Here is a 24,289-nt window from a genome sequence, read left to right as displayed (position 1 = left end):
GAACATCGGTATCTACACAACTTTTGAAGGGCAGTCATATTCCCCTGTGGCGAGCGGGCTTGTCCCGCGTTGGGGTGCGCAGCAGCCCCCAAAACTGTCTCTGCGCAGTATCGGATACACCGCATTCGTCCTTCTTAGGGGGCGCTACGCGCCCCAACGCGGGACAAGCCCGCTCGCCACAACAGCCGATTTGTCACAGATTTTGCGTTCGACGGTAATTGTGTCGATATCGATGCCCGCGATGCCCCCCCAGAACCAGCGAAAAATTACTCGACGCGGGTTTCGCCGGTAAACACCAGGGTGTGCCGGCAGCGGCGACACAGATAACGCCGCCCCTGATTCACCAAGCCATGACGCTGGGCCGAAAACGGAAAATCACTATCGGCACACGGGCAGCGGTAGATGTACCGGGTCACCTGGCGACGCTTGACTTCGTAGGTGTGGCAACGGTCCGGCGGCAGTTCATAGACGCCGCGCATAATCAACTGCCATTCCTCACCATGCGGCTGGATGCGTTCGCCAAATAACTGGTGGGCTATCAGGTGCGCCACTTCGTGGGCCACGGTTTGTTTCAGGAAGTGCTGGCTGTTTTCACGGTACAACTGGGGGTTGAAACGCAGCAGGTTCTCGTGCAAATGCGCAACACCGGCTTTCTGGCCCCTCAGCTTGAGGCTGACCTGAGGGCGTTTGAAACTTCGTTTGAAAAAGGATTCGGCTTGCAGGAAACAATCTTCGACGCGGGTATTGAGTTGCTCGGGCATGCTGTACATATCTCCAGAGACGCCCAGTATGCCGCAAAGCTGGGTGTTTCCGAATCTGTCAGGCGCCGAATGGTCATGCATAACGCACAAAGCCACCTTGCGGTGGCCTTGCCTGTGGTTGGAACGCTCAGTTTGTGTAGATCGGGCCGACACCCAGGCCCCAGACGATCACGGTAAAGGCCATGATCGCCACCAGTACCACCAGGCCCACGGCCAGCACCGAGCTGGAAAACAGGAAGCCTTCGTCCGGGTCGATGCTCATGAAGGTCGGCAGCCCCACATACAGCAGGTACACCGTGTAGCAAATCGCCGCCGTGCCCACGGCCATGCCCAGCCACATGTGCGGATAGAGCGCCGCCAGCCCGCCGATGAAGAGCGGTGTCGCGGTGTAGGTGGCAAAGGCCACGCAGCGGGACATGCTTGGGCTGGCATCATAGGTACGGGCCATCCAGTGGATGAACGCGCCCATCACCGCCACACCCCCGAGCATGGCGGCGTAGGACATGAGGGTCATCCATAATGCGCTTTCCTGGGTCAGCATGACCGGCGCGCGACTGCCGATGACCCAGCCGACCCGGGTGGTGCCGATAAAGGCCGATATGGCGGGGATCGCCGCCAGGATCAAGGTGTGAGTGAGGTACATGTGGCCGATGCTTTCTTCTTTATCGCCACGAATTTCCCGCCATTCCTGGTCGGGATGGGTAAAAAGCCCCACGACGTGATGGATCATGCCAGTCACTCCTGTCGTTATTACCATCGCCCCCCATCGGAGCGCCTACGGGCCAAATGGCCGCAAAGGTCTGGATATATGTGCGACCTCAAGTCGCAGTATAGAAAGTGATGACCGGAAAAACTGTAGGGCTTTAGAGCAAATCGCGCTGTAAACGTTGGCCCTAATCGCCGCTCGGTCTGTCAATGGCGGCGCCGGCAGAGGTGAGAGGGGCGCTTGCCCCCTCCCACATTGGAACTCGGTCGCTCATATCGGTAAAATACCCGGCTTTTCGTCACACACCTCCAGTGGATCCAAGCGCCATGGGCACTCTTACGGTCAACCAGAACAAACTGCAAAAACGCCTGCGCCGCCTGGCCGGTGAAGCAGTCGCCGATTTCAACATGATCGAGGAGGGCGACAAGGTCATGGTCTGCCTCTCCGGCGGTAAAGACAGCTACACCCTGCTCGACGTGCTGCTGCACCTGCAAAAGGTTGCGCCGATCAAGTTCGAGATCGTCGCCGTCAACATGGACCAGAAACAACCGGGCTTCCCCGAGCATGTGCTGCCCGCCTACCTGAAAGCGCTGGGCATCGAGTACCACATCGTCGAAAAAGACACCTATTCGGTGGTCAAGGAGCTGATTCCGGAAGGCAAGACCACCTGCTCGCTGTGCTCGCGCCTGCGCCGTGGCACGCTCTACACGTTTGCCGATGAGATCGGCGCGACCAAGATGGCCCTGGGGCACCACCGGGACGACATCGTCGAGACCTTCTTCCTGAATATGTTCTTCAACGGCTCCCTCAAGGCCATGCCGCCCAAGTTGCGCGCCGATGACGGGCGTAACGTGGTGATCCGCCCGCTGGCGTATTGCAACGAGAAGGACATCCAGGCTTACTCCGACTTCAAGCAATTCCCGATCATCCCGTGCAACCTGTGCGGCTCCCAGGAAAACCTGCAACGCCAGGTGGTCAAGGAAATGCTGGTGGATTGGGAGCGCAAGACGCCGGGTCGTACCGAAAGCATTTTCCGCAGCCTGCAGAACGTGATCCCCTCGCAGTTGGCCGACCGCAACCTGTTCGACTTCACCAGCCTGAAAATTGATGAGACTGCCGCTTCGCGCTTCGTCAATGTTGTGAACCTCTGAGCCCATTCAACGCTCTGACACACGGCGCTTGCGGGCGCCGTTTTCAATTCAATTGCCAGGAGAGGGCATGCGCGATTACAAGTGGCTGCACGAATATTGTCTGAATCGCTTTGGTTCGGCGGCCGAGCTGGACGCCCATCTGCCTGTGCCCAAGACCCCGGCGCAATTGCGCAAGATCAGCGACGACCGCTACCTGTCGACCTTGGCGCTGCGGGTATTTCGTGCGGGCTTGAAGCACAGCGTAGTGGATGCCAAGTGGCCGGCGTTCGAGCAGGTGTTTTTCGGTTTTGACCCGCAGAAAGTCGTGTTGATGGGGGCCGAGCACCTGGAGCGCCTGATGCAGGACACCCGCATCATCCGGCACCTGGGCAAGCTCAAGAGTGTGCCGCGCAATGCGCAGATGATCCTGGATATTGAGCAGGAAAAGGGCAGCTTCGGCGCGTTTATCGCCGATTGGCCGGTAACCGACATCGTTGGCCTATGGAAGTACCTGAGCAAGCACGGCCACCAGTTGGGCGGGCTGTCGGCGCCGCGTTTCCTGCGCATGGTGGGCAAGGACACGTTTGTACCGAGCGATGATGTGGTGGCGGCACTGAACGCGCAGAAGATCGTCGACAAGGCACCGACCAGCCTGCGTGACTTGGCGACGGTGCAGGGCGCGTTCAACCAGTGGCATGCCGAGAGTGGGCGGCCGATGTGCCAGTTGTCGATGATGTTGGCGTACACCGTCAACCATTGACCACTGTAGGAGCGAGCTTGCTCGCGAAGAACCTGAGGGCAACGCGTTAAACCCGCATAAGCGCGTAATCGTTAACGATCTTCGCGAGTAAGCTCGCTCCTACAAAGGGTAAGTCAATCGGCCAACCGCCGGTTCAACTGATGCCGCCAGCGCACATACAGCAACGCCGTACAAAACACCGCCAGGCTCGCCAACATCTCCAGTACCCCGAACCACTGTCGGTTCGGGTCGTACGCGGCCAATGCGCCCTTGATGAAATACAGGTTCACCACAAAGCACATCCACGAATGCCCGCGTGCGCTGCCGAGCAGCATCCCCGGTGCCAGTATCAGCAGCGGCACGAGTTCGATCAGCAGGATCACCCACGGGCGTGCACCGTGCAGGTCGGCGACAAACAGGTAATACCCGCACAGCAAACCCACCAGGCCGAAGAATGCCAACAGGCTCACTGCGCGTGCGACCTTGACGCGCGGCTCCAGCCACGCCTGTGCCGGCAGGACCTTAGGCTTCCTGGCCACGACCGCCCTCCAGCAGGATGGCGGTGTTTGCCAGGCGCAAGCCCAAGGCACGACACAGTGCGATTTCATGTTGGTCCAGCATGCGCTTGCCATCCGGCCCGGAATGGTGGCTGGCGCCATACGGCGTACCGCCGCCCTTGGTATCGAGCAATGCCTGCTCGCTGTAGGGGAGGCCGGTGATCAGCATGCCATGGTGCAGCAGTGGCAACAGCATCGACATCAGCGTGGTTTCCTGGCCGCCGTGCAAGCTGGCAGTGGAGGTGAAAACCCCGGCCGGCTTGCCGACGAGAGCACCGGTGAGCCACAGGTTACTGGTGCCGTCGAGGAAGTATTTGAGCGGCGCCGCCATGTTGCCGAAGCGCGTTGGGCTGCCCAGGGCCAAGCCCGAGCAGTGCTTCAGGTCATCCAGGCTGGCATACAGCGCGCCTTCGTCTGGAATACTGGGCGCCACCGCTTCACACTCGGCGGAGATCGCCGGCACGGTGCGCAGTCGCGCCTCCAGCCCGGCTTGTTCAATGCCCCGGGCAATCTGGCGGGCCATTTCACTCACCGATCCATTGCGGCTGTAATACAACACCAGCACATACGGCGTCGTCACGGCAGGATCTCCAGCACGTTTTCCGGCGGGCGGCCAATGATGGCTTTGTCGGCGGTTTCCAGGATCGGGCGTTCCATCAACTTGGGATGTTCAGCGATGGCGGCAATCAACTGCGCTTCGCTGAGGCTGGCGTCGGCCAGGTTGAGGGTCTTGTATTCGTCTTCGCCAGTGCGCAGCAGTTGGCGTGCGCCGATCCCCAGTTTGCCGAGCAGGGCTTTGATTTTCGCGGCGTCCAGCGGGGTTTCCAGGTAGCGCACCACGGTTGGGGTGAGGCCGCGGGCTTCCAGCAGTTCGAGCGCACCGCGCGATTTCGAGCAGCGCGGGTTGTGATAAAGCGTCAGATCGGTCATGTGCGGGTCGCATCTTGCGTAAGGTGGCGGGTATTCTACCTGCGCTGCGGCCCGTCCTTAAACCGTAAGAGGCGATAGGTCGCAGCCAACGTTCATTTTTGCGAAGGATTACCCCATGACAAGGCGACTGATCGGTGCATTGGCGATCATCACAACCCTGCTGCTCAGCGGCTGCGGTAACGACTACGGCGTTGATCAATATGGCCAGAAAGTGGCGGCCGAACGCCTGGACAAGCAATGGCTGGTGGTCAATTACTGGGCGGAATGGTGTGGCCCGTGTCGTACGGAAATCCCTGAGCTCAATGCGTTGGCCGAGCAGTTGAAGGGGCAGAAGGTCGGCGTGTTCGGGGTTAATTTCGATAATGTGCAGGGTGCAGAGCTGAAGGAAGCCAGTGATAAGCTGGGCATCAAGTTCACCGTGCTGGCGCAGAACCCGGAGGGGATTTTTGATATACCGCGCAGCGAGGCGTTGCCGGTGACCTACATCATCGATGACAAGGGCAAGGTGCGCGAACAGTTGATGGGTGAGCAGACGGCGCAAGGTGTACTGGCCAAGCTCAAGGCCCTGCGCGGTTGAAACTGTGGGAGGGGGCAAGCCCCCTCCCACAGTTAGAGCCCATTGAGCCTGCGGTCGGCGCTATCAGCCTTCTTCAAGCCACAAGCGAATGGGCTTGCCTTCAGCCGGCCAGAAGCGGGTTTGTTCAATCGGCGAGATGTCCCAGCGCTCGACGGTCTGCAGGGTCTGGAAGAAGCGATGTTCCTGCTCCATCAGGGCCTCGGCGCAGAGCTTGCGGGTGCTGCCGATTTTACCGAAGCTGAGTTTTTCGCCATCCAGCGTGTACGGCGCAAACCAGTGGTTGCAGCCGCCGTTGCCATAGGCACGGCCATCGGCGCCGAGGGTGACGGTCAGGTGTGCATAGTCCATCAACGGCCGCTCACCGATCCACTCCACCACGTAGCTGTGGTCCTGCTCGAGCTTCACCGCATCGCCGGCGCAGCCCGACAAGCCAACACCGACCGCAGCGAGCAGCAGTGGGCCTTTCATTGTGCGGCCTGCTGGCATTTCGGGCAGCGGTGTTTGTCGCCTTCGCTGGCCCAGCCGAGCTCCTTGATGCGCGCGTTGGCGGCAGGTTGCAGCGGCTCCTTGGTCAGCTTGGTTTCTACCGCGAATTCAAACTCCAGCACGGCTTCGCAGCTGTCGCAGTTGACCTTCCAGGTGTGAATCTCCAATTCGCCGAATTTCGGCCCTTGGGCCATGGCGACCCATTGGCCCGCTGGGCGGATGGAGTAGCGCGCGTCGCCTTCGACCGTCAGGCGCATCGACAGGGTTTTACTGCCACGCAGGGTGACGATCAAGACGTCGCCATGCTTGATCGAACCACCGTTGCCGGTGACCTGGTAACGGCCCGGCACCAAGGCGCGGCATTCGATCAGAGTGTGTTGCGGGCTCAGCAAGCTGAAGCGGAAATCGTGTTCGGCCATGGATCCTCCAAATAGGCGCGGCATCCTATCACGGGTGCCAGCCAATCATGAGCGTGGTATGTGACCGCTGATCATCCCTCGACCTGGTTTTGTACGCGGCCATCGGCCCACGCCGCGATGTTGGCCAGTGTGGTGCCGGCGATCGCCGCCAGGGCCTCGCGGGTGAGGAATGCCTGGTGCGCGGTGATGATCACATTGGGGAACGTGAGCAGGCGGGCGAGCACATCGTCTTGCAGGGGCAGGTCCGAACGGTCTTCGAAAAACAACTGCGCTTCTTCCTCATACACGTCCAGCCCCAGGTAGCCCAATTGGCCATCCTTGAGGGCTTCGATCAATGCCGGAGTATCGACCAAACCGCCGCGGCCGGTGTTGATCAGCATTGCGCCGGGCTGCATGTGGGCCAGGGAGCCGGCGTTGATCAAGTGCTTGCTGTCGGCGGTGAGTGGGCAGTGCAGGCTGATGATTTGCGCCTCGGCCAGCAGCTCGGGCAGGCTCACGTAGCGGGCGCCAAGCGCTTGGACGTGGGGGTTGGGGAAGGGGTCATAAGCCAGCAGCGTGCAGCCGAAGCCGGTCATGATCTTGGCGAAGGTCGCGCCTATCTGCCCGGTGCCGACCACACCGACGGTTTTGCCGACCAGATCGAAACCGGTGAGCCCATGCAGGCTGAAATCGCCATCGCGTGTGCGGTTATAGGCGCGATGCAGGCGCCGGTTGAGCGCGAGGATCAGCGCCACGGCGTGTTCGGCCACGGCGTGAGGCGAATAGGCCGGTACGCGAACGATGGTCAACCCCAGACGCTTGGCGGCTGGCAGGTCGACATGGTTGTAACCCGCCGAGCGCAAGGCAACCAGGCGGGTGCCACCCTGGGCCAAGAGTTCCAGCACCGGCGCACTGAGGTCATCGTTGATAAACGCGCAGACCACTTCGTGGTGTTCGGCCAGCGCCACGGTGTCGAGGTTGAGGCGGGCGGGTTGGAATTGCAGTGCCACGCCTGGGGGCAGTGGTTCGCCGAGGAAACTCTCGCGGTCGTAGGCCTGGCTGCTGAAAAGAATGACGCGCATTGAAACGGCTCCCTGCAGTTTACAAGTTGGAATGCTGGCTGAATGTGGGAGGGGGCAAGCCCGCTCCCACATTTTTGTTTGTCAGGCGCTGACCCGTGCTTCGCTGGCCAACCGGGCAATGGCCATGTCCAGCTCGTCCAGCGCAGCCATGGCCTTGGCGTCGTCCTGCTTGAGCAGGGTCTCGGCACGTTGGCACGCCGCGCGCAGTTGTGGCACGCCACAGTAGCGCGTGGCGCCGTGCAGGCGGTGGACGCGTTCGATCAGGGCGTGGTTGTCATTGGCTTCGCGGGCAACCGTAATCGCCAAGCGGTCGGCTTCCAGAGAAGCCAACAGCATGGCAAGCATATCGGCGGCCAGGTCCGCCTTGTTGGCAGCCAGGCGCAGGCCCTCTTCGTGGTCCAGCACCAGCAACTGCACACCCGGGCCCAGGCCGTCGTTGCTGCGTTCCGGCCCTTGGTTGCGCAGGGCCAGGCCCGTCCATTTCAAGACCACCTGGGCCAGTTGCCGCTCGCTGATGGGCTTGGTCAGGTAGTCATCCATGCCGCTTTGCAGCAGCGCGCGTTTTTCGTTGGCCATGGCGTGGGCGGTCAGGGCGACAACCGGCAGCGGCGTGCCGTGGCGTTCGCTTTCCCATTGACGAATCGCTTCGGTGCTTTGGCGGCCGTCCATGCCGGGCATTTGTACGTCCATCAGCACCAGGTCGAAGGTTTCCTGCTTCACCGCATCAATGGCTGCATAGCCGCTTTCTACCGCCTGCACCTTGGCGCCCATGTCCTCCAGCAGGGTTTGCACCAGCAACAGGTTCGCCGGGTTGTCGTCTACGCAGAGTACCCGTGGCGCACGGCTGGACAACGGTTCACCCGGCTCGCAACGCGATGGGCGCGGGCTGATCAGGTCGGCCAGGGCCCGGCGCAGCTTGCGCGTACAGGCCGGCTTGGCCTGCAACTGGCTATTGGGGTTGGGCACCGATTGGTTGAACAGCATCTGCTCGGTGGTCGGGCACAACACCAGCACCTTGCAGCCCAGGTGTTCGAGGTCCCACAAATGCTGGTTGAGGCGCTCGGGCGGAATATCATTGGCGGTGACGCCGAGCACTGCCAGGTCAATGGCCTGTTCGGTCTGGTGGGCACTGGTGATGCCGTTGGTCAGGCTTTCCAACGTGTTGAACGGCGTGACTTCCAGGCCGCAGTCTTCGAGTTGATGTTGCAGGGCCTGGCGCGCCAGTTCGTGGTTTTCCAACACTGCCACGCGGCGCCCGAGCAGCGGTAGGGCGGGCAGGTCTTCGGCGTCGTCGCGGGTTTTGGGCAGGTTCAGGCTGATCCAGAACTCCGAGCCTTCGCCCGGCGTGCTGTCGACGCCGATTTCACCGCCCATCTGCTCGATCAACCGTTTGGAAATCACCAGGCCCAGGCCGGTACCGCCGGGTTGGCGCGACAGTGAGTTGTCGGCCTGGCTGAATGCCTGGAACAGCGCGCGGACATCCTGGTTGGACAAGCCGATGCCAGTGTCTTGTACGCTGATGCGCAGTTGCACGCTGTCTTCCTGCTCGTCTTCAACCATCGCCCTGGCAACAATGGTGCCTTCGCGGGTGAACTTGATCGCGTTGCTGATCAGGTTGGTCAGGATCTGCTTGAGGCGCAGCGGGTCGCCCACCAGCGCCAACGGGGTGTCGCGGTACACCAGGCTCACCAGTTCGAGCTGCTTGGCATGGGCGGCGGGTGCGAGGATGGTCAGGGTGTCCTGCAGTAAGTCCCGCAGGTTGAAGGGCACGCTGTCGAGTACCAGCTTGCCGGCCTCGATCTTCGAGAAGTCGAGGATCTCGTTGATGATGCCCAGCAGGTTATCGGCAGACTTTTCGATGGTGCCCAGGTAATCCAGCTGGCGCGGCGACAGCTCACTTTTTTGCAGCAGGTGAGTGAAACCGAGGATGCCGTTCAGCGGCGTGCGGATCTCATGGCTCATATTGGCCAGGAACTCCGACTTGATACGGCTGGCTTCCAGGGCTTCCTTGCGCGCCAGGTCGAGCTCGATGTTCTGGATTTCGATGGTCTCCAGGTTCTGGCGCACGTCTTCGGTGGCCTGGTCGATGCTGTGTTGCAGTTCTTCCTGGGCGTTTTGCAGGGTCGCGGCCATGCGGTTGATGCCCGAAGCGAGCTGGTCCAGCTCCTGGCTGCCCAGTGGCGGCAGGCGTGTTTCCAGGTTACCGTCCTTGAGCTGGGCCACGGCTTGCTTGATCTGGCCGATCGGCGAATTGATGGTGCGGCTGATACGCAGGGCCAGGGCGGCGGTGCACGTCAAGCCGATGGCGATCAACAACAGGCTGGCAAACAGGCTTCGGTAGCCGCGCAGCAACATGCCATTGTGGGACAGCTCCACTTCGACCCAACCCAGCAGGCGGTCGGATTCGTCGGGTATCAGGTCACCCGCCAGGTTGCGATGGCGGCCGAACACCGGCAGCAGGTAACGGGTGGCGTCGTTGCCGGTGCGCTGCAGCAGGTGGGAACTGTTACCGGTGGGCGGTGGGTTGAGCATGGTCGGGCCCGCATGGGCCAGGGGCGAGCGGTCTGCTGCGAGGAACGACACGGCACGCACGTCCGGCTGTTCCAGGGATTGGGTGGCGATGCGCTCCAGCAGATCGGTGTTCTTGGTACCCAGGCCCGGCGCTACCAGCGGCGCCAATTGCTCGGCGATCATTTCGCCGCGTTGCAGCAACTGGCTCTGCAGTTCCGACAGTTGCATCCAGGTGAAATAGCCTCCCAACAACAACGCCATCAGGCTGGTCGGTAATAAGGTCAGCAACAGTACGCGGCCTTTTATCCCCATTCTTCTAAGCACGCCACTCTCCTGCTACCACATTGTTTTCAATAATCCACGCGGGCATCCGGCCCTTGCCACTTGCGCAGTGTAGCCATTTGCGCGGCCAGGAATCTTGCAAATTAATGACAGATGGCAATCTTCGGGCCATTCGGGCCGGGCGGTGATTGCCTGTGACTGCTTAATCTTGAATAATCAGTCATTGAGAATGACTTGCAGACGCTAATGAATCCCGCAGCAGTTGGCCTACCCCGTATCCTCACCATCGAAGATGACCCTGTGTTGGGTGCCTACGTGCATGAGCAGCTCGGCCGCTGTGGTTTCCAGGTGACGTGGTGCCGGAACGGCCAGCAGGGCCTGGACATGGCCCGCGACCAGGCGTTCGACGTCGTGTTGATGGACATCCTGCTGCCGGGCATGGATGGGCTGACGATCCTCACGCATCTGCGCCAGAGCCAGGCAATCCCGGTGATCCTGATGTCGGCCCTGGGCGCCGAAGCCGATCGTATCAGCGGTTTTCGCCTGGGGGCGGACGACTATTTGCCCAAACCCTTCAGCATGATCGAGCTACGGGTGCGTATTGAAGCCATTCTGCGACGGGTGGCCCTGGATCGCCGCCCCCAGCCGCCCCGCCTGCCGGTACGCAGCGATACACCCGTCCTGCGTTTTGACGATGAACTGTGTGACGTGCTCTACCAGGCACACTGGGCCGGGCTGACGCGTAGCGAATACCGCCTGCTGGAAACCTTGCACCGCAATGTTGAAGAAGTCCTCAGTAAAGCTTTCCTTTATCAGCATGTGCTGCAGCGTGGTTATGCGCCCCATGATCGCAGTCTCGACATGCACGTGAGCCAGATTCGGCGCAAGCTCAAGGCTATTGGCTACGGCGAGCGGGAAGTGCGCACGGTGTGGGGCAAGGGCTATGTACTGAGCGGTCACGATGAAGGGGTTTGAGCGATTGCCCGGCAAGCATTCGTTGTTCTGGAAACTGGCCTGCCTGTTGATCGCCTTCTGCCTGCTGATGATTTGGCTCAGTTGGTCCTGGGGTCGCTACATGGAAGAGCAGAATGCCTACCTGGCCGACGAGTCCCGCGAAGTGCTCCGCGGGTATGCGGCAGGGGCCGAGCTGGCATGGAGTACGCAAGGCCGTGCCGGTGTGGATGCGTGGCTGCAGGCGATGGCCACACGTGAACCCACTTGGGTCGGCGTGATCGGTAAAGACCTGCAATCCCTCAGCAGCACACCGCTGAACGGCAACGAAAACCAGCGCTTAACCTTTTTGCGCGGGTTGGAGTGGCCGGTCAGTCGGCATGTCAAAGGCTTGCCCTGGATGAAGGTCCCGTTTCCCGTGGACCCAAGTGCGGGCTCGCTCGTCATCGAGCTGCCGCAGCGCTTTATGCCAGGCCGTTATCAATTGTTCTGGCGGGTGGTCACCAATGGCGTGATTCCCGGCCTGTTTACCCTGTTGCTGTGTGTCGGCCTGTATCGGCTGCTGATCATGCCGCTCAATCAATTGCGCGAGCAGGCCAATGCGTGGCGGGCTGATCAATTGAACACTCGGCTGTCCCGGGATGCCACCAGCCGTCAGGATGAATTGGGTGAGTTGGGCCGCGCGTTTGACCATATGTCCGAACGGTTGCAGGGCACGGTGCGTATGCAACAGCAGTTGCTGCGCGACATGTCCCATGAATTGCGTACGCCCTTGAGTCGCCTGCGGGTGGCCTGCGACAGCGAGCAGGACCTGGCGCCGTTGCGCGAGCGGCTGGGGCGGGAAGTCGACGCCATGCAGCGGCTGGTATCAGACAGCCTGCAATTGGCCTGGCTGAACAGCGAAAGAGCGCTGCTGCCTCAAGAGGACATCCAGCTCCAGGCGTTGTGGGACATGCTCAGGGAGAACGCCTGCTTTGAAAGCGATTGGCCGGCTTCGCGCCTACCGTGCCTGTTGCCGGTGGACAGCTGGGTGCGTGGCAACCTGAATGCGCTGGCCCAGGCCCTGGAAAACATCCTGCGCAATGCCATACGGCACTCTCCCGCCCATGGGGTGGTGACACTCGATGGGTATCGTGAGGGGGGCTGCTGGCATCTCTGGCTGGAGGATCAGGGCGGGGGCATTGATGAATGTGACCTGGAGCGCATCTTCGAGCCTTTCACGCGGTTGGACGGCTCAAGGCCCGGCGACGGTGGTTTTGGCCTGGGCTTGAGCATCGCGCGTAACGCCGTGCAGCGCCAAGGCGGACGCTTATGGGCGGAAAATGCGGGGCGCGGCCTGCGGGTGAACTTGCGGCTCCTTGCCCGCTAGGTTTCAGCTACGACGCAATTTGCGTTTCTTCCACTGGTGCGCAACCCACCAGCGCCAGTAGGCCATGGTCAGGCAATACGCTAGCGCCCCCAGCACCAGGCCCAGCACCACCGAGCCCAGCAGGAACGGCTGCCAGAGCGTACTCAACTGGCCGCTGATCCATTCCCAGGTCAGGTTGTCCGGGAGGCTGCGCGGCGGCACGTTCATCAACCAGGCGCCGGTCATGTAGGTGCAGACGAACACCACCGGCATGGTGACCGGGTTGGTCAGCCACACCAGGCTGACGGCGATGGGCATATTGCCGCGCACCACGATCGCCAGGATAGCCGCCAGCAACATCTGAAAGGGAATGGGAATAAACGCCGCGAACAAACCCACGGCCATGGCGCGGGCTACCGAGTGTCGGTTCAGGTGCCAGAGGTTCGGGTCATGCAGCAGCGTGCCAAGAAACTGTAATGACTTATGTTCCCTGATACGCGTGGGATCGGGCATGTACCGTTTGAATAAGCGCCGTGGCATAAGGGGTCCAGGTCAATTCGAGAGGCAAGTATGCCCGGATTCTATAAACAGAAAATTCAGACTTTGTGACAAAACATCATAGGCCGTGCCTGCTCTGCGGCTAAGACTGAGTGGATCACTTGAAAAGGATGATCCATGAGAACAGGGATGTTTGCGCTCGCGCTGGGCTTACTTGCATTACGCTGGCTACCGGCGCTGCCGCCCGGTGCAGGGTTGCTGGCCATGCTGGTGGTGGCCTTGATGTTATTGCCCTTTCGCAGCTACCCCCTGGCGTTCTTTTTGCTCGGCTTGAGTTGGGCCTGCATCAGCGCGCAGCGTGCACTGGATGACCGGTTGCTCCCGGCGCTGGATGGGCAGACGCGTTGGGTGGAAGGGCGTGTGACCGGGTTGCCGCAGCAGACGGGGACCGGCATACGTTTTGAACTGGCCGACAGCCGCTCGCGCAATGCGCGCCTGCCCAAGCGTATCCGAGTGTCCTGGCACGGCGGGCCGCTGGTACGCAGTGGTGAGCGCTGGCGGCTGGCGGTGACGCTCAAGCGGACGTCCGGCCTGCTTAATTTTCACGGTTTTGACCATGAGGCTTGGTTGCTCGCCCAGCGTATTGGCGCCACCGGCACGGTCAAGGACGGCGAGCGCCTGGCGCCAGCCCGCGATGCCTGGCGCGATACGGTTCGCCAGCGCCTGATGGCTGTGGATGCCCAAGGCCGCGAGGCGGGCTTGGCGGCGTTGGTACTGGGGGACGGTTCTGGGCTGGCGGCCGAGGACTGGCAGGTATTGCAGGACACAGGCACGGTGCATCTGCTGGTGATTTCCGGCCAGCACATTGGCTTGTTGGCCGGTTTGATCTACGGCCTGGTCGCATTACTGGCCCGCTACGGTTGCTGGCCCAGAACCTTGCCGTGGCTACCGTGGGCGTGCGGTCTGGCATTTGCTGCGGCGCTGGGCTATGGCTTGCTGGCGGGGTTCGGCGTACCGGTGCAGCGGGCCTGTGTGATGGTTGGGCTGGTGTTGTTGTGGCGTCTGCGTTTTCGGCATTTGGGCGCGTGGTGGCCTTGGTTGCTGGCGCTTGATGGCGTGCTGGTGCTGGAGCCCTTGGCCAGTTTGCAGCCAGGGTTGTGGTTGTCGTTTGCGGCCGTCGGGGTGTTGATCCTGGCGTTCAGCGGGCGCCTGGGCTCGTGGAGCTTCTGGCAGGCATGGACCCGTCCCCAGTGGTTGATTGCCGTCGGTCTGTTTCCCATTTTACTGGTGTTGGGTTTGCCTATCAGCCTCAGCGCGCCCGTGGCCAATTTGTTTGCCGTGCCGTGGATCAGCCTTGTGGTGTTGCCGTTGGCGCTGGTGGGGACTGCCTGTGTGTCGGTGCCGTTCGTCGGCGAGGGTTCGCTGTGGTTGGCGGGCGGGGCGCTGGACGGGTTGTTCAAGGGCTTGGCGCTGCTGGCTGGGCAATTACCCGCCTGGATCCCAGCCGAAGTGCCTCTGGGGTATTGGCTGGTGAGCCTGGCGGGTACGGTGATGCTGCTGCTGCCCAAGGGCGTGCCGTTTCGTTTGCTCGGGTGGCCCATGCTGTTGTTAGCGGTGTTCCCACCCAAGACATCGGTGCCCCATGGCCAGGTGGAGGTGGTGCAACTGGACGTCGGCCAGGGGCAGGCGCTGATTCTGCGCACCCGTCACCACACCTTGCTCTACGATGCCGGGCCTCGGTCAGGCCCTGTCGACCTGGGCGCGCGCGTGGTCTTGCCAGCGTTGCAAAAGCTCGGTGTCAGGCAGTTGGACATGATGCTACTCAGCCACGCCGATGCCGATCATGCCGGTGGTGCGGCAGCGGTGGCCCGAGGGCTATCCATCAAGCGCGTGGTGGGTGGCGAAACCGAGGGGTTGCCAGCGTTTCTCGGTACTCAACCGTGCACCCGCGGTGAGCGCTGGGTGTGGGACGGCGTTTCATTTGAACTGTGGCAGTGGCCCGATGCGATCGACGGCAACCCGAAATCCTGTGTGTTGCAGGTACAGGCCAGTGGCGAACGCTTGCTGCTTACCGGCGATATTGATCGCGCTGCGGAACGGGCGTTTCTCGCCTCGCCTCTGGCCGTGCCGACCGATTGGCTGCAGGCTCCCCACCACGGCAGCCGCAGTTCTTCGTCCTGGCCTTTTCTGCAACGGCTGGCGCCCACGTCCGTGCTGATCTCTCGGGGGCGGGGCAACGCGTTCGGTCATCCTCATCCACAGGTGATGGAGCGCTACCGTATGTTGGCCAGCCAGGTTTATGACAGCGCTGAACACGGTGCGGTGCGCCTGCAATTGGGGACCTTCCAGCCACCGACTGTTGCGCGCGGTCAACGTCGTTTCTGGCGCGAGCCGCTACCGTAATCCTGTGTCACCACGAACCGGCGCCTGCGACAGGCGGGCCCGTAGCCGACGAACCCCGCTGCTGAACCGATATGGTAAAGTGGCGCACTTTTTCGAGGGGACATTCACTGTGTGGGAATTGGTCAAATCCGGCGGCTGGATGATGTTGCCGATCATCATGAGTTCCATCGCCGCACTCGGCATCGTTGCCGAACGCCTGTGGACCCTGCGCGCCAGTCGCGTTACCCCCGAGCATCTGCTGGGGCAGGTCTGGGGCTGGATCAAGAACAAGCAGCTCGACAAGCAAAAGCTCAAGGAACTGCGCGCCAACTCACCGCTGGGTGAAATCCTCGCCGCCGGCCTGGCCAACTCCAAGCATGGTCGCGAGATCATGAAGGAGTGCATCGAGGAGGCGGCGGCCCGGGTTATCCATGAACTGGAGCGCTACATCAATGCCCTCGGCACCATCGCTGCCATGGCGCCATTGCTCGGCTTGCTGGGCACGGTGCTGGGTATGATCGATATCTTCAGTTCGTTCATGGGCTCGGGCATGACCACCAACGCAGCTGTGTTGGCCGGTGGTATTTCCAAGGCATTGATCACCACGGCCGCGGGCCTGATGGTGGGTATCCCTTCGGTCTTCTTCCACCGCTTCCTGCAACGTCGTATCGATGAGCTGGTCGTGGGCATGGAACAGGAAGCCATCAAGCTGGTAGAAGTGGTGCAGGGCGACCGTGATGTGGACCTGGTCGAGGGTAAAGCGTGAAATTTCGCCGCAAGCAACGGGAAAATGTCGATATCAACCTCGCGTCGCTGATCGACGTGGTGTTTATCCTGCTGCTGTTCTTTGTCGTGACCACCACGTTCACCCGGGAGACCCAGCTGCGCGTCGACTTGCCTGAAGCGGTCAGTGGCTCGCCTGCTGAAGACCAGCAGGTCAAGCAACTGGATATCGCCATCAGTGCCGATGGTGTGTTTTCGGTGAATAACCAGTTGCTGGAGAAAAACGATCTCACCAGTTTGATGGAGGCCTTGCAGAAGGAATCCGGTGGCGACACCCATCTGCCGCTTTCCATCAGTGCCGATGGCAAGACCCAGCACCAGGCCGTGATCACCGCGATGGACGCGGCCGGCAAGCTCGGTTTCAGCCATTTGCGCATGACCACTGTCGAGGCGGCGAGCCCACGCTGATGGCTATTTCCGATCGTTTGCTTAAAGCCTGGTATGAGGGCCATCCGGCACTCACGCTGTTGCGGCCGCTGGAATCGTTGTATCGCCGGGTGGTGCAGCGCAAGCGCGCGCGTTTTCTGGCAGGCGAGGGTGAGATTTATCAAGCACCGGTGCCGGTGGTGGTGGTCGGCAATATCACCGTGGGGGGGACCGGCAAGACGCCGTTGATCCTGTGGTTGATCGAACACTGTCGGCGTAGCGGCTTGCGCGTAGGCGTGGTCAGCCGTGGGTACGGTGCCAAGCCGCCGCAGTTACCGTGGCGGGTCGAGCCCAGCCACAGCGCTGAGGTGGCCGGTGACGAACCCCTGCTGATCGTGCAGCGCAGCGGGGTACCACTGGTGATCGATCCCGACCGCAGTCGTGCGGTCAAGGCCCTGCTGGCCAGTGAACCCCTGGACCTGATTCTCTCTGACGATGGCTTGCAGCATTACCGCCTGGCCCGCGATCTCGAACTGGTGCTGATCGATGCCGCTCGTGGGCTTGGCAACCGCCGCTGCCTGCCTGCCGGGCCGTTGCGCGAGCCGGTCGAGCGCCTGCAAAGCGTTGATGCGCTGCTCTATAACGGTGCCGGTTCGGACCGCAAGGATGGCTTTGCCTTTCGTCTGCAGCCCACGGCGCTGGTCAACCTGCACAGCGGCGAGCGCCAGCCGGTCGAGCACTTCCCGGCGGGCCAGCAGGTGCACGCGGTCGCCGGCATCGGCAATCCGCAACGTTTCTTCAATACCCTCGAAACGCTACACTGGCAGCCGATACCCCATGCTTTTGCCGACCACGCGCCCTATAGCGCCGAGGTCTTGAATTTTACGCCGCCGTTGCCGCTGGTCATGACCGAAAAGGACGCGGTGAAGTGCCGCGCCTTTGCCCAGCCCGACTGGTGGTACCTTGCGGTGGATGCGGTACCGTCGCCAGCGTTTGTCGCCTGGTTCGACACGCAGCTGATGCGTCTGCTACCCGATCGCCTCTTGCCTTAAACCGCTTCTTTCCAGGAAACACTCATGGACACCAAACTGCTCGACATCCTCGCTTGCCCGATCTGCAAAGGCCCGCTCAAGCTCAGCGCCGACAAAACCGAGCTGATCAGCAAAGGGGCCGGCCTGGCTTACCCCATCCGCGACGGTATCCCGGTAATGTTGGAGAGCGAAGCCCGTACTCTGACCACCGATGAGCGCCTGGATAAATGACCACCGCCTTTACCGTTGTCATTCCCTCTCGCTATGCATCAACCCGCCTGCCGGGTAAACCGCTGCAAATGATCGGCACCAAGCCGATGATCCAGCTGGTGTGGGAGCAGGCGTGCAAAAGCAGCGCCGAGCGGGTGGTGGTGGCCACCGATGACCCGCGCATTATCGAGGCTTGCAAAGGCTTTGGTGCTGAAGCGGTACTGACCCGCGAAGACCATAATTCCGGCACCGATCGCCTGGCGGAAGTGGCCACGCAGCTTGGCCTGGCCCCCGACGCTATCGTGGTGAACGTGCAAGGTGACGAGCCATTGATCCCGCCGAGCGTCATCGACCAGGTGGCCGCCAACCTGGCGGCCCATGGCGAAGCCCGCATGGCGACGCTGGCCGAGCCGATCGAAGATATTGAAACGTTGTTCAACCCGAACGTCGTGAAGGTGGTCAGCGACCTCAATGGCTTGGCGCTGACCTTCAGTCGCTCGACCCTGCCCTGGGCGCGCGATGCCTTCGCCAAGAACCCGGACCTATTGCCGGAGGGCGTACCTTATCGCCGCCATGTCGGCATTTACGCCTACCGTGCCGGCTTCCTGCATGACTTCGTCAGCTGGGGGCCATGCTGGCTGGAAAACACCGAATCCCTGGAGCAACTGCGAGCCCTGTGGCACGGCGTGCGTATCCACGTGGACGATGCATTGGAAGCGCCGCCTGCGGGCGTTGACACTCAGGAAGACCTTGAACGCGTCCGTCGCTTGCTGGGGGCGTGATGGAGGTTCTGTTCGTTTGCCTGGGTAATATCTGCCGCTCGCCAACGGCGGAAGGTGTTTTGCGCCATAAATTGCGCGAAGCAGGCTTGGTCGGCCAGGTAGACGTGGCGTCCGCAGGCACCGGTGAGTGGCATATCGGCAACCCACCTGACCAGCGTAGCCAGCGTGCAGCGCTGGCGCGGGGCTATGATTTGTCGTCCCAACGTGCGCAGCAGGTCTCCCGTGCCGACTTTGCGCGCTATGACCTCATCCTGGCCATGGACCACAGCAACCTGCGCAACCTCAAGGCGATGCAGCCGGGGCAGGGCAAGGCAGAACTGGACCTGTTCCTGCGTCGCTTTGACGGTGAAGTAGACGAGGTGCCAGACCCTTACTATGAAGGTGAACAAGGCTTTGAGCGGGTCCTGGACCTGATCGAGCGCGCCTGTGATTTATTGGTGATCGAATTGAAGGGGCGGTTATGACCTTGCAAGTGCAGGCGCAGGTATCGCTCAAGCCATTCAACAGCTTTGGCATTGACGTGCGCGCCCAACTGTTTGCCGAGGCTCGCAGTGATGTCGATGTCCGTGAGGCGCTGGCCTACGCCGCCGCGCAAGCGATACCGCTGCTGGTGATTGGTGGTGGCAGCAACCTGTTGTTGACCCAGGACGTTCCTGCGTTGGTGTTGCGCATGGCGACCCAAGGCATTCGCGTGCTGCACGACGATGGCGTGCACGTGGTCGTTGAAGCCGAGGCGGGCGAAGCCTGGCATCCATTTGTGTTATGGACCCTGGAACACGGCTTGTGTGGCCTGGAAAACCTCAGCCTGATCCCCGGCACCGTCGGTGCGGCGCCGATGCAGAATATTGGCGCCTACGGCGTGGAGATCAAGGACGTGTTTGCCGGGCTGACCGCGCTGGACCGCCAGACTGGCGAGCTGCGCGATTTCAGCCTGGAAGAGTGCAAGTTCGCCTACCGTGACAGCCTGTTCAAGCACGAGGTCGGACGCTGGCTGATCCTGCGGGTACGCTTTGCCCTGAGTCGCGTCAGCCACCTGAAACTTGATTATGGCCCCGTACAACAGCGACTGGCGGGGCAGGGCATCACCGAGGCTACACCGAGTGATGTGAGCCGGGCGATCTGCAGTATTCGCCGCGAGAAACTGCCGGATCCCGCTGAGCTTGGCAATGCCGGCAGCTTCTTCAAGAACCCGTTGGTCTCCCAGGCGCTCGCGGCGCAGCTGCAAGGGCTGTATCCAGACTTGGTGGCGTACCCTCAGGCCGATGGGCAAATGAAGCTGGCCGCTGGCTGGCTGATCGACAAGGCGGGGTGGAAGGGCTTCCGTGACGGCGATGCAGGCGTGCACAAGATGCAGGCGCTGGTGCTGGTCAACTATGGCGCCGCCACTGGGCATGACATTGCAAACCTGGCGCTGCGAATCCAGCAGGACATTGCCGAACGCTTCAAGGTTGATCTGGAAATGGAACCTAACCAGTATTAATCCTGGAAACAAAAATGCCCCGTATCTTGCGATACGGGGCATTTTTTATTGCGCTAATGGATCAGTCATCACGGCCCATGATGCCGAAGATCTGCAACAGGCTGATAAACAGGTTGTAGATCGACACATACAGGCTGATGGTCGCCATGATGTAGTTACGCTCACCACCGTGGATGATGGCGCTGGTCTGGAACAGGATGCACACGGAGGAGAACAGCACAAACCCCGCGCTGATCGCCAGTTGCAGGCCGCTGATCTGGAAGAACATGCCTGCGACGACTGCCGCCAGCAGTACGAAGAAGCCCGCGGTGATGAAGCCACCCAGGAAACTCATGTCCTTGCGGCTGATCAACACGTAGGCCGACAGGCCACCAAACACCAGGGCCGTCATGGCAAACGCCGAGCTGACCACTTGCGCCCCGCCGGCCATGCCGAGGTAACGGTTAAGGATCGGGCCGAGGATAAAACCCATGAAACCGGTCAAGGCAAACGCCGACACCAGGCCCCAGGCCGAGTCACGCAGCTTGTTGGTCAGGAAGAACAGACCATAGAAGCCGATCAACACGACAAAGATATTCGGATAACCGACGTGCATCTGCTGGGCCACATACGCCATCACGCCGCTGAATGCGAGGGTAAGGGCGAGCAAGCCGTAGGTATTGCGCAAGACGCGGCTGACTTCAAGTTGCTCAGCCTGCGCGTTACCATTCACTGCGTAATTCTGTTCGCGCATGGCGACACTCCTTCAGTTTTGAAACGTTCAGTCGCAAAGATCATAACAGACGCTCTGTAACAAGCGATGGCGAGAGTTTGACAGTGTGTTTCATTCGGGTATTATGGCGCCCGCTGACACGGGATAGGCTACTATTATCCGGTGAAGCAAAAGGGAAATTGGCAGAGTGGTTGAATGCACCGGTCTTGAAAACCGGCGAACGTTAATAGCGTTCCCAGGGTTCGAATCCCTGGTTTCCCGCCAAGATTTACACGAAAGCCCCGCGATTGCGGGGCTTTCGCGTTTCTGGGGTTTGGATTTGGCTGGCTTTTATTTGGTTCTTCACGGATTACCGGGAAAGACGCTCTTGATCTTCATGAAAAAGAATTCGCTATCCCGGTAACCGTACGCCATCCGCTTGATGACCTTTATTCGATTGTTTATTCCTTCCAACTGACCGGTGTGCATCGGCCAGCGAACCCGGCTCACGATGCCCCGCCAGTAACCCTTTAGCCGTTTGGCGAACTGGATCAGAGCTGGTATTTCGCTTTCATGCGCATGGCGCAGCCATTGCTTCCAGGCCGATCGCCAACCCCAGGCAGTACTCGGGGTCCAGAGTGTTTTGAGTTCAGCCTTCATCAAGTAGACCGTCATCAACGCTTGGTTGGCCGCCGGTAGATCCTCCAGGCGGACCTGTTGTTCCGGCGTTTTCAAGTTCTGCGGATTGCGCAGCAACAGCCATCGCGCCTGCTTGATGACCTCGCGGGCAGGCTTGTCGTGACGCAACCGGTTAGCCTCGTCGACGCGGACCCGATCAATCACCTCTCGGCCATATTTGGCCACCACATGGAAGAGGTCGTAGACCACTCGCGCGTTGGGACAGTGCTGACGAACCTCCAGGTCAAAAGAGGTGTTCATGTCCATCGCCACCGCTTCGATTCGAGCACAACCCTCTGGCCCCAGTTCTTCGAAGAAAGGCCTGACCGCTGCTCGGCTGCGACCTTCACCGATCCACAGCACTCGTCGTGTATCCGCATCCAGCACCACGCTGGCGTAACGATGACCTTTGAACGGCGCGAATTCGTCCATCACCAGGCGCCGGGGCTGCGCCTTTGGCAAAACGCTCAACGCCGCTTGCAAGGCTCGACGCTCCAGCAACCGAACGGTGTCCCAGTGCGGCCCAAACAGTTGAGCCACGTGCAGTGTGGGAAGGCGCTCGCAGGCTTGAATGACCGCCTCGGCCAGACGCCGCGTCATGCGGGCATAGCGGTCCAGCCAACTGACGGCCTCCATACGTTTACCGCAGTTACGACAGCCAACACGCCTGAGCAACACGCTGAGGCGCACCGCACGGCCGAGAATCGGTAAATCGCGGACGGTTCGCTCGCAATACTCATGCGTGGTTGAACAGGGTTGTTGGCAGCCGCTACAGGAAGGGAATCGGGTGGCGTGGGGAATCAGGTCGATCTGAAGCGCGTCGCCATCAGGCTTGATCGTGACGACAGAAAAGCCCTCCCAAAAAAGGAAGGAAAGTATTAATATCGCGCATAAGAACGCCGGTTTGTTAGATGTGTTTGCTCGCACGAACATCATCAATCAAATCGGCGTTCTTGTTTCTGTGTTTCCCGGGATTCCGTGAAGAACCATTAAAAAGCCCGCGCTTGGCGGGCTTATAGGGCAAGGTGAGGTCACCAAGTCAGCATTATTTTCGTTTGTGCTCCTTCGCTGACATTCACTTCTTTTAAGATGAGGCCGCCTTGCTTGGACGGACCGTACGGGCCGGGGGCCATCCAAATAACATTCCCCGCTAAGTAGTAACGCCCCTTCGGAATATTTTTGAACTCAAAGCCGCCTGATGCATCTGCTTGCGTCCTGAAGGTGTACTGTTTGACTTGAGGGTCGGGATCGCTTGCGGGCGACCGCGTCTTATACGCGTTGTAAAAAACAGCCGAGTAGGAGGTGGCCGGAATCAGTTGAATCTCGTTACCAGCTCCAGTTTTGATATCTCCTCCCTGCGTCCGCAGAAACGCCTGGCCGGCAACTGTGCCAGTGCCCGAACGTTCCAGTTTTGCATATTCAGCTGCGGGGAACGGCGGATAGCTCACCATCTGCTTTTGTGCGCACCCAGTGACTACCATTGTCGCAACGAAAAAAAGATCCTGCAAGAAAAATGGACCGCATGGTTTCCCTCCCAAAATTGAGACTGCACTTTACCATCCGTGGCGTACGGCCACCATCGAAGGGCGGGGCGCGCAGGCAACAAGAAGCCCGCACATTCGGGCCTTTTGGCATATGGCAAAAGATGCGGCCTGTTCACCGTAAGCCTACACATTCGGCCTGTTCCGGCTAAAGCCGCAGTCCTCCAGCTAGTAGGCTTTTGTTTGCTCTATCACAGAGTTTTCGATTGAACTATCAGATTCGTCTTAGAGACAGGCCTTCTGCCGCCGGTCTACTTTTGCGGATCTTGCTTGGTTTGACGATTGCTGATCGAACTGATGAGTCCCATGACCGAGCGAGCTCTTTCTTATGTGATGAGCGATTTTTTCTATGGGCGATTTTTTTGGGATGCTGATTGTTGTTTTCTGCTTGGTCACAGTTTCCTGCTACTGCATTGAATTCCGGAATAGTCGCTAGCCCAAAGCCATTCAGACCGGCATGGGGAGCGCTTAGGGTTATGGACACTTACCGAATCGAGAAAACAGATACAGGATGGGCAATGTTCAAGACCGGGAGAGCTCGGCCGGTAATCGAAGCCGACACAAAGACAGAGGTGCTGAGGCTTGCTGAGCAGCACCTATCCAGGGCATCCCCTCGTACGATCAGCACTGAGCTGCGCAGCGGCCCGCCGTGGGTTCGGGCTATCAGCAATACTCAGCTTTCCGCTGTATTGTAGCGTTCCAGAATTTTCCTATTTTGAAGGCTTGGCAGTGGCGCCAAGCCTCCTGTAAACACGCTTGGTGATTTTCTGATTTCAAGTGGCCGGCATGGAGCCGACTCAAGGAGTTAAAAAATGTATGCAGGTGAAGTGTCCGTAGACTCGATGAAAGCATTTGGCATCGAAATCGATACAAGGCATGGCAAAGCAAATGAGTTAGTGCAGATGCTGAGTTTCTGTGTTGCTATTGCAAAAACGGGATTGCAAAGCCGGGTGATTAGCCTGTTCTACGATTCCAATAGCTGCTGCTGCACATTCGAGCTGTGCCCCTCAGTTGAAGAATTCGATGAGGTCGCTGAAGGCATCAAGCGTGCAGCTTTAAAAACGATCGGTCAGTTTGAATGGTTTGGCACCATCAATCATGGCGCCCCGATTGAAGCTGATCTGGAGCTATAACCTCGTCCACCCGGGTCGCGCCTAATCTCGGTCAGGCTTTGATTTCTGAATTCCAGCGCCACGTTTTCGTCAATAACGATTTCGTGGTGCGGATAACGCAAGAGCTTGATCAACTCGCCGTCGCTCATCAAGTCCATCTTCATGATGGCGATCTGCAAAACCTCGCTGATGATCGGCACCTGGCCGCGCAACCGGATACGCTCCATGGCCTACCTCTTCTATTCCGGTGTGTACGCTCATTCGTTAGCACCCTGAT

General features: G+C 60.3%; 28 protein-coding genes and 1 tRNA gene. 15 read left to right on the top strand and 14 right to left on the bottom strand.

Annotated features, from left to right (window positions below; genetic code table 11):
- Positions 1 to 266: 266 nt before the first annotated feature.
- Positions 267 to 761 carry a SprT family zinc-dependent metalloprotease gene (locus M5B43_RS19055; RefSeq protein WP_248751553.1) on the bottom strand — a complete coding sequence of 165 codons (495 nt, stop codon included), beginning with the start codon at positions 759 to 761 and terminating at the stop codon, positions 267 to 269.
- A 127-nt stretch (positions 762 to 888) separates the two neighbouring features.
- Positions 889 to 1,491, bottom strand: coding sequence for a Yip1 family protein (locus M5B43_RS19050; protein WP_248751552.1), 603 nt, complete (start codon positions 1,489 to 1,491; stop codon positions 889 to 891).
- 302 nt (positions 1,492 to 1,793) lie between these two features.
- On the opposite strand from M5B43_RS19050, the gene ttcA reads away from it, so the two are divergent.
- Both ttcA and M5B43_RS19040 read left to right on the top strand, forming a co-directional pair.
- Positions 1,794 to 2,618: a tRNA 2-thiocytidine(32) synthetase TtcA gene (gene ttcA / locus M5B43_RS19045; protein ID WP_248751551.1), complete on the top strand. Its 825-nt coding sequence runs from the start codon at positions 1,794 to 1,796 to the stop codon at positions 2,616 to 2,618.
- Positions 2,619 to 2,685: 67 nt separating this feature from the next.
- Positions 2,686 to 3,357 (top strand): DNA-3-methyladenine glycosylase I, encoded by a 672-nt coding sequence (locus M5B43_RS19040; RefSeq protein WP_248751550.1) that lies wholly within the window; start codon positions 2,686 to 2,688, stop codon positions 3,355 to 3,357.
- 113 nt (positions 3,358 to 3,470) lie between these two features.
- Here the strand turns inward: M5B43_RS19040 and M5B43_RS19035 are convergent, their stop codons facing one another.
- The 3 genes from M5B43_RS19035 to arsC are packed head-to-tail and all read right to left on the bottom strand — an operon-like array spanning position 3,471 to position 4,823.
- Positions 3,471 to 3,875 carry a DUF2069 domain-containing protein gene (locus M5B43_RS19035; RefSeq protein ID WP_248751549.1) on the bottom strand — a complete coding sequence of 135 codons (405 nt, stop codon included), beginning with the start codon at positions 3,873 to 3,875 and terminating at the stop codon, positions 3,471 to 3,473.
- The gene (gene wrbA, locus M5B43_RS19030; RefSeq protein ID WP_248751548.1) at positions 3,859 to 4,473 is read right to left on the bottom strand and encodes an NAD(P)H:quinone oxidoreductase; all 615 of its coding nucleotides are present in this window, start codon (positions 4,471 to 4,473) and stop codon (positions 3,859 to 3,861) included. Before wrbA ends, M5B43_RS19035 begins: the two co-directional genes overlap by 17 nt.
- Positions 4,470 to 4,823 (bottom strand): arsenate reductase (glutaredoxin), encoded by a 354-nt coding sequence (gene arsC / locus M5B43_RS19025; RefSeq protein WP_248751547.1) that lies wholly within the window; start codon positions 4,821 to 4,823, stop codon positions 4,470 to 4,472. The genes wrbA and arsC overlap by 4 nt, the downstream gene beginning before the upstream one ends.
- Before the next feature lie 115 nt (positions 4,824 to 4,938).
- On the opposite strand from arsC, the gene M5B43_RS19020 reads away from it, so the two are divergent.
- On the top strand, positions 4,939 to 5,400 hold the full coding sequence (locus M5B43_RS19020) for a TlpA disulfide reductase family protein (protein ID WP_248751546.1): 462 nt from the start codon (positions 4,939 to 4,941) through the stop codon (positions 5,398 to 5,400).
- Between the two features lie 63 nt (positions 5,401 to 5,463).
- Here the strand turns inward: M5B43_RS19020 and M5B43_RS19015 are convergent, their stop codons facing one another.
- From M5B43_RS19015 to M5B43_RS19000, 4 genes are all read right to left on the bottom strand, one after another.
- Entirely contained in the window at positions 5,464 to 5,868 is a 405-nt protein-coding gene (locus M5B43_RS19015) for an META domain-containing protein (RefSeq protein WP_248751545.1), read from the bottom strand.
- Complete coding sequence (locus tag M5B43_RS19010) at positions 5,865 to 6,305, bottom strand: hypothetical protein (protein ID WP_248751544.1); 441 nt, start codon at positions 6,303 to 6,305, stop codon at positions 5,865 to 5,867. The genes M5B43_RS19015 and M5B43_RS19010 overlap by 4 nt, the downstream gene beginning before the upstream one ends.
- A gap of 71 nt (positions 6,306 to 6,376) precedes the next feature.
- Positions 6,377 to 7,366, bottom strand: coding sequence for a 2-hydroxyacid dehydrogenase (locus tag M5B43_RS19005; protein WP_248751543.1), 990 nt, complete (start codon positions 7,364 to 7,366; stop codon positions 6,377 to 6,379).
- 81 nt (positions 7,367 to 7,447) lie between these two features.
- On the bottom strand, positions 7,448 to 10,201 hold the full coding sequence (locus M5B43_RS19000; RefSeq protein ID WP_248751542.1) for a response regulator: 2,754 nt from the start codon (positions 10,199 to 10,201) through the stop codon (positions 7,448 to 7,450).
- Between the two features lie 204 nt (positions 10,202 to 10,405).
- Between M5B43_RS19000 and M5B43_RS18995 the strand changes: the two genes are divergently transcribed.
- On the top strand, positions 10,406 to 11,134 hold the full coding sequence (locus M5B43_RS18995; protein ID WP_248751541.1) for a response regulator transcription factor: 729 nt from the start codon (positions 10,406 to 10,408) through the stop codon (positions 11,132 to 11,134).
- On the top strand, positions 11,121 to 12,479 hold the full coding sequence (locus M5B43_RS18990; protein ID WP_248751540.1) for a sensor histidine kinase: 1,359 nt from the start codon (positions 11,121 to 11,123) through the stop codon (positions 12,477 to 12,479). Before M5B43_RS18995 ends, M5B43_RS18990 begins: the two co-directional genes overlap by 14 nt.
- A 3-nt stretch (positions 12,480 to 12,482) precedes the next feature.
- Here the strand turns inward: M5B43_RS18990 and M5B43_RS18985 are convergent, their stop codons facing one another.
- On the bottom strand, positions 12,483 to 12,998 hold the full coding sequence (locus M5B43_RS18985) for a DUF2062 domain-containing protein (protein WP_248751539.1): 516 nt from the start codon (positions 12,996 to 12,998) through the stop codon (positions 12,483 to 12,485).
- A 135-nt stretch (positions 12,999 to 13,133) separates the two neighbouring features.
- Here M5B43_RS18985 and M5B43_RS18980 point away from each other — a divergent pair, with 135 nt between their 5' ends.
- From M5B43_RS18980 to murB, 8 genes are all read left to right on the top strand, one after another.
- Positions 13,134 to 15,359, top strand: coding sequence for a DNA internalization-related competence protein ComEC/Rec2 (locus tag M5B43_RS18980; protein WP_248751538.1), 2,226 nt, complete (start codon positions 13,134 to 13,136; stop codon positions 15,357 to 15,359).
- A 109-nt stretch (positions 15,360 to 15,468) separates the two neighbouring features.
- Positions 15,469 to 16,104, top strand: coding sequence for a MotA/TolQ/ExbB proton channel family protein (locus M5B43_RS18975; RefSeq protein WP_122676958.1), 636 nt, complete (start codon positions 15,469 to 15,471; stop codon positions 16,102 to 16,104).
- Positions 16,101 to 16,529: a biopolymer transporter ExbD gene (locus tag M5B43_RS18970; RefSeq protein ID WP_248751537.1), complete on the top strand. Its 429-nt coding sequence runs from the start codon at positions 16,101 to 16,103 to the stop codon at positions 16,527 to 16,529. The genes M5B43_RS18975 and M5B43_RS18970 overlap by 4 nt, the downstream gene beginning before the upstream one ends.
- On the top strand, positions 16,529 to 17,539 hold the full coding sequence (gene lpxK, locus M5B43_RS18965) for a tetraacyldisaccharide 4'-kinase (protein ID WP_248751536.1): 1,011 nt from the start codon (positions 16,529 to 16,531) through the stop codon (positions 17,537 to 17,539). Before M5B43_RS18970 ends, lpxK begins: the two co-directional genes overlap by 1 nt.
- A 24-nt stretch (positions 17,540 to 17,563) precedes the next feature.
- A complete protein-coding gene (locus M5B43_RS18960) occupies positions 17,564 to 17,749 on the top strand; it encodes a Trm112 family protein (protein WP_003174668.1) in 186 nt (61 codons plus the stop codon).
- Positions 17,746 to 18,510, top strand: a complete 765-nt coding sequence (kdsB, locus tag M5B43_RS18955) for a 3-deoxy-manno-octulosonate cytidylyltransferase (RefSeq protein ID WP_248751535.1) — start codon at positions 17,746 to 17,748, stop codon at positions 18,508 to 18,510. Before M5B43_RS18960 ends, kdsB begins: the two co-directional genes overlap by 4 nt.
- Positions 18,510 to 18,974 (top strand): low molecular weight protein-tyrosine-phosphatase, encoded by a 465-nt coding sequence (locus tag M5B43_RS18950; protein WP_248751534.1) that lies wholly within the window; start codon positions 18,510 to 18,512, stop codon positions 18,972 to 18,974. Before kdsB ends, M5B43_RS18950 begins: the two co-directional genes overlap by 1 nt.
- Positions 18,971 to 19,990: a UDP-N-acetylmuramate dehydrogenase gene (murB, locus tag M5B43_RS18945; protein ID WP_248751533.1), complete on the top strand. Its 1,020-nt coding sequence runs from the start codon at positions 18,971 to 18,973 to the stop codon at positions 19,988 to 19,990. Before M5B43_RS18950 ends, murB begins: the two co-directional genes overlap by 4 nt.
- Before the next feature lie 61 nt (positions 19,991 to 20,051).
- On the opposite strand, the gene M5B43_RS18940 is transcribed toward murB, so the two are convergent.
- Complete coding sequence (locus M5B43_RS18940) at positions 20,052 to 20,723, bottom strand: Bax inhibitor-1/YccA family protein (RefSeq protein WP_248751532.1); 672 nt, start codon at positions 20,721 to 20,723, stop codon at positions 20,052 to 20,054.
- A 152-nt stretch (positions 20,724 to 20,875) separates the two neighbouring features.
- Between M5B43_RS18940 and M5B43_RS18935 the strand changes: the two genes are divergently transcribed.
- Positions 20,876 to 20,966: transfer RNA gene (locus tag M5B43_RS18935), tRNA-Ser, on the top strand.
- A gap of 78 nt (positions 20,967 to 21,044) precedes the next feature.
- On the opposite strand, the gene M5B43_RS18930 is transcribed toward M5B43_RS18935, so the two are convergent.
- Together M5B43_RS18930 and M5B43_RS18925 are read right to left on the bottom strand one after the other, a co-directional pair.
- A complete protein-coding gene (locus M5B43_RS18930) occupies positions 21,045 to 22,295 on the bottom strand; it encodes an ISL3 family transposase (protein WP_248751531.1) in 1,251 nt (416 codons plus the stop codon).
- A gap of 95 nt (positions 22,296 to 22,390) precedes the next feature.
- Positions 22,391 to 22,867 carry a hypothetical protein gene (locus tag M5B43_RS18925; RefSeq protein ID WP_248751530.1) on the bottom strand — a complete coding sequence of 159 codons (477 nt, stop codon included), beginning with the start codon at positions 22,865 to 22,867 and terminating at the stop codon, positions 22,391 to 22,393.
- Between the two features lie 845 nt (positions 22,868 to 23,712).
- Between M5B43_RS18925 and M5B43_RS18920 the strand changes: the two genes are divergently transcribed.
- Positions 23,713 to 24,033 (top strand): hypothetical protein, encoded by a 321-nt coding sequence (locus M5B43_RS18920; RefSeq protein ID WP_248751529.1) that lies wholly within the window; start codon positions 23,713 to 23,715, stop codon positions 24,031 to 24,033.
- On the opposite strand, the gene M5B43_RS18915 is transcribed toward M5B43_RS18920, so the two are convergent.
- Complete coding sequence (locus M5B43_RS18915; protein ID WP_349292379.1) at positions 23,997 to 24,239, bottom strand: hypothetical protein; 243 nt, start codon at positions 24,237 to 24,239, stop codon at positions 23,997 to 23,999. The two genes, M5B43_RS18920 and M5B43_RS18915, sit on opposite strands and share 37 nt — an antisense overlap.
- Positions 24,240 to 24,289 lie beyond the last annotated feature (50 nt).

Origin of the sequence: Pseudomonas sp. MWU15-20650 (assembly GCF_023242475.1) — a bacterium.
Classification (GTDB): domain Bacteria; phylum Pseudomonadota; class Gammaproteobacteria; order Pseudomonadales; family Pseudomonadaceae; genus Aquipseudomonas.
This window is presented reverse-complemented; position numbering and strand designations above follow the sequence as displayed.